Annotated in this window: 3 protein-coding genes and 1 pseudogene; all 4 read left to right on the forward strand. The window is 44.4% G+C overall.

All coding sequences use genetic code 11. The annotated features are described in order from the left end of the window. Window positions 1-2: 2 nt before the first annotated feature. The gene (locus tag AB7U21_RS11515) at window positions 3-1,628 is read left to right on the forward strand and encodes a methylamine methyltransferase corrinoid protein reductive activase (protein ID WP_428389194.1); all 1,626 of its coding nucleotides are present in this window, start codon (window positions 3-5) and stop codon (window positions 1,626-1,628) included. 31 nt (window positions 1,629-1,659) lie between these two features. Next, window positions 1,660-1,908, forward strand: a complete 249-nt coding sequence (locus tag AB7U21_RS11520) for a DUF2769 domain-containing protein (protein WP_428389196.1) — start codon at window positions 1,660-1,662, stop codon at window positions 1,906-1,908. A 285-nt stretch (window positions 1,909-2,193) separates the two neighbouring features. Then, the gene (locus AB7U21_RS11525) at window positions 2,194-2,667 is read left to right on the forward strand and encodes a tetratricopeptide repeat protein (protein WP_428389198.1); all 474 of its coding nucleotides are present in this window, start codon (window positions 2,194-2,196) and stop codon (window positions 2,665-2,667) included. Further along, window positions 2,597-3,184: pseudogene (locus AB7U21_RS11530) on the forward strand (MtaA/CmuA family methyltransferase); the annotation flags it as partial. The gene AB7U21_RS11525 and the pseudogene AB7U21_RS11530, both read left to right, overlap by 71 nt. Window positions 3,185-3,189: the final 5 nt, after the last annotated feature.

Raw genomic sequence — 3,189 nt, forward strand, 5'->3', positions numbered from 1 at the left:
CACTGGACCTTGGGACTAGCGGTTTCAGATCGCAGCTGATAGATATCAAATCTAGGGAAACCATTAAAACTGTGATCACTATGGGTCACCCTCTTCCGGGAGGGAATGTAATGGACCATCTGGATTTTGCCATCAACACAGGAAAGGATGTAGCTCATGGATTGATGATCGAGGCTGTTAAAGAAGTGCTGGAAAGGTTCGATGTTGATCCTTCCAGTATTCAGAGGATAGCTGTTTGCGGTAATCCAATACAGTTATCCCTTTTCCAGAACAGTGAGATATTAGACCTTGCGTATGCAGGAGAGACAAAACAAAAAAAATTGGGTGTGCACAATGTCAAAAGGGATGCGCGTGTGTTTCCTGCCAATGAGATCTTCAAAGGTATCTATGAGATGGACAACTGTGAGATAGTGATCCCACCTGCTATAAAACATGAGATCGGTGCCGATGCCCTTGCAATGATGCTGGAAACTGATTTCATTCACCAGGATGGACCTTGCCTGGTAACGGATTATGGAACAAATGCTGAAATGGCACTAAAGGTCGGGGATAAGATAATCACTGCGAGTGCTGCTGCCGGTCCGGCCATTGAAGGGCAGGGCATCAACTGCGGTATGCTGGCAGGTCCCGGAGCCATAAGCGATGTAAATCTCGAGGGTCACCACTGGCGGCTTATAGTGCTCAATGAGAAGATGGAAACTGTAAAAGGAGATCTTATTGATCCGGTTTCCGGTGAGGTCATTGAATCTTCGGGCATACAGGCCAAAGGTATTACAGGAACAGGGGTTATTTCGACTATTGCCCTGGCTATCAAAGAAGGCCTGACTAAAAAGTTGCCGCATCTTCCGGAGGGAAGAATAGTCCTGGGTGACGGTATTATAATCACAGATAAAGATGTAGAAGAAGTGGGTAAGGCAATAGGTGCCATTCGAGCTGCCCATATGACTCTCATGGTAGCAGCAGGTATTGAGTATTCTGACCTTAAATATGTTTATATGTCCGGAGCTACCGGAACTTATGTAGATGCTGAAAAAGCAAGACATATTGGTTCCGCACCAGGTTTTTCAGATAACATTGTGCAATTCGGTAACACTTCTATAGGGCTGGCAAGAAAGTTGGCATTGGATATCATTAAGTTATGTGATGTCATTTCTGTGGCAAAGAAGATACATGCAGACCACCTCATGATGGCTACGAGTGAAACATTCAAGGACATATACGTTTGTGAACTATCTTACTGGCAGCAAGGGATGCCCATTGAGGTATATGATCAGATGCTCGAGCTGTATAAAATTAAGCCTTTCCCCCGGGCCTTAGAAAAAGTGAATATCGAAAAACGTGTTTCAAGGGACATTGATGATGTGGGCAGGCAAGGTCTTGATATTGTTAAAGATATAGGGATCATCCTTGAAGGACCCGTGGAAAAATGTATCCTTTGCCATAAATGTGAAAAAGAGTGTCCGGAAGATGCGGTGACCATCATTGAAAGAGAGGGTAAGAGGTTTGCAAATATCGACAGCCAGCATTGCCTGGGCACTAGCTGTAGACGTTGTGTTGCCATCTGCCCCGAGCAAACAATGGATCATTCAATCTTGAAAATAAAGCGTTCAGTGAAAATAAAACGTTGAAAAGGACACACAGTTTTAAAGGTCATAGTTTATGGGATCCTCAGAACTTACTGACAGGAACAGGGAAACTTATGGCAGGTATTTTGGTATATGTACTTCATATCATCATTCCAAAGGTTGTCTCTGTACAACATGTACGACATGTCCTGGAAATGGCATGATGTTCTGTGCCAGGAAAAATCAATACGAACCATCATTAAAAGAAGGTTGTCTGTGTTCCGAATGTCACACACGTGAAAAGTTCAGGCTTGAAGGGGATTATTTTTGTTTCCGTTTGTAGTGAGGTGGCTGATAAATGAAACTTTTTGAAAAATTCTTTACTGGAAATTCTACGAAGAAAGACATCAAAAAGATTCATGATGATGCGCTGCAGGCTTATAACAAAGGGTCTATTTTTCTCAAGATGCATAGGTTCGAGGACTGCTTAGATGCTTATGATGTGGCAGAAAGACTATGGGAAGAAGAGACAGATATGCTCACATCTCAGGGTGATCCTGAGGCTGCAAAGCGATCAAAGATAAGTTTTCTTAAGATCTTGTCCTGCAAAAGCTATGCAAACTATATGATGGGCAGATATGATGCTTCGCTTGAACTTATCGAGAAGATGCTGGAGAAAGCTCCTGAAGATCCTGAATACCTTTTCAGGAAAGGCTTTGTGCTTTATACGTCTCAGAGATACGAAGAAGCTTTGATTTGCCTCGAAAATTCTCTGTCCAAATGTAGAGAGTTCCCTGAGGCATGGTATTGCAAAGGAAATGTTCTAAGAGAGCTTGGAAATTATGATACTGCTCTTGAGGCTTTTGAGTGTTCCATAGAATATTCACAGCCTTTGAGCTACCAGTTTCCGCGGTTCACATGGATCCCGCTCACTTCATCCCCAAAAATGAAAATGGATAGTTCGGAAGCATGGTACTGTAAAGGAGAGATACTTTTCAGACAGAATAAGTATGAAGAAGCACTCGAAGCTTTTAGCAGGTCCTTTCTCCCTGGCACAGCATTTGAACGGCGACGACTGGTTCATGAACATCTTCACAGATGAGAACCTGGGCCTGAAGCTCATGGAGTTCTCCACAGGTTTCAGCATTGCATACGCCAAGAAGATGGTGGAGAACGGTGCAGATACCATGGTCATCATCGACCCGACCGCCAGTTACCAGCTGATCGGAGCTGAGTTCTACGAGAAGTTCGTAGTGCCATTCCACAGGAAACTGGTAGATGCCATGAACGAACTGAACGTGCCCACAGTGCTGCACATCTGCGGTGATACCACAGCAGGTCTTGCACTCATGGAATCATCTGGTGTCAATGCGATAAGTGTCGACCAGAACGTTGATCCTGCAACTGCTGTCAAGGCAGTTAAGAAGGCTGTTATAGTCGGTAACCTGGACCCTGTGAACGTGCTCTGGAACAAGACGCCTGAGTTCATCAAAGAGAAGTCAAAGGAAGTCCTTGATGCAGGGGTCGCATTGCTTGCTCCAGGGTGTGGTATTGTCAGCAAGACACCCACAGTGAACCTGCAGGCAATGGTGGAGATGGCAAAGGCACACAAGTATTGAACATT

This window comes from Methanomethylovorans sp. (assembly GCF_050177135.1).
GTDB lineage: Archaea > Halobacteriota > Methanosarcinia > Methanosarcinales > Methanosarcinaceae > Methanomethylovorans.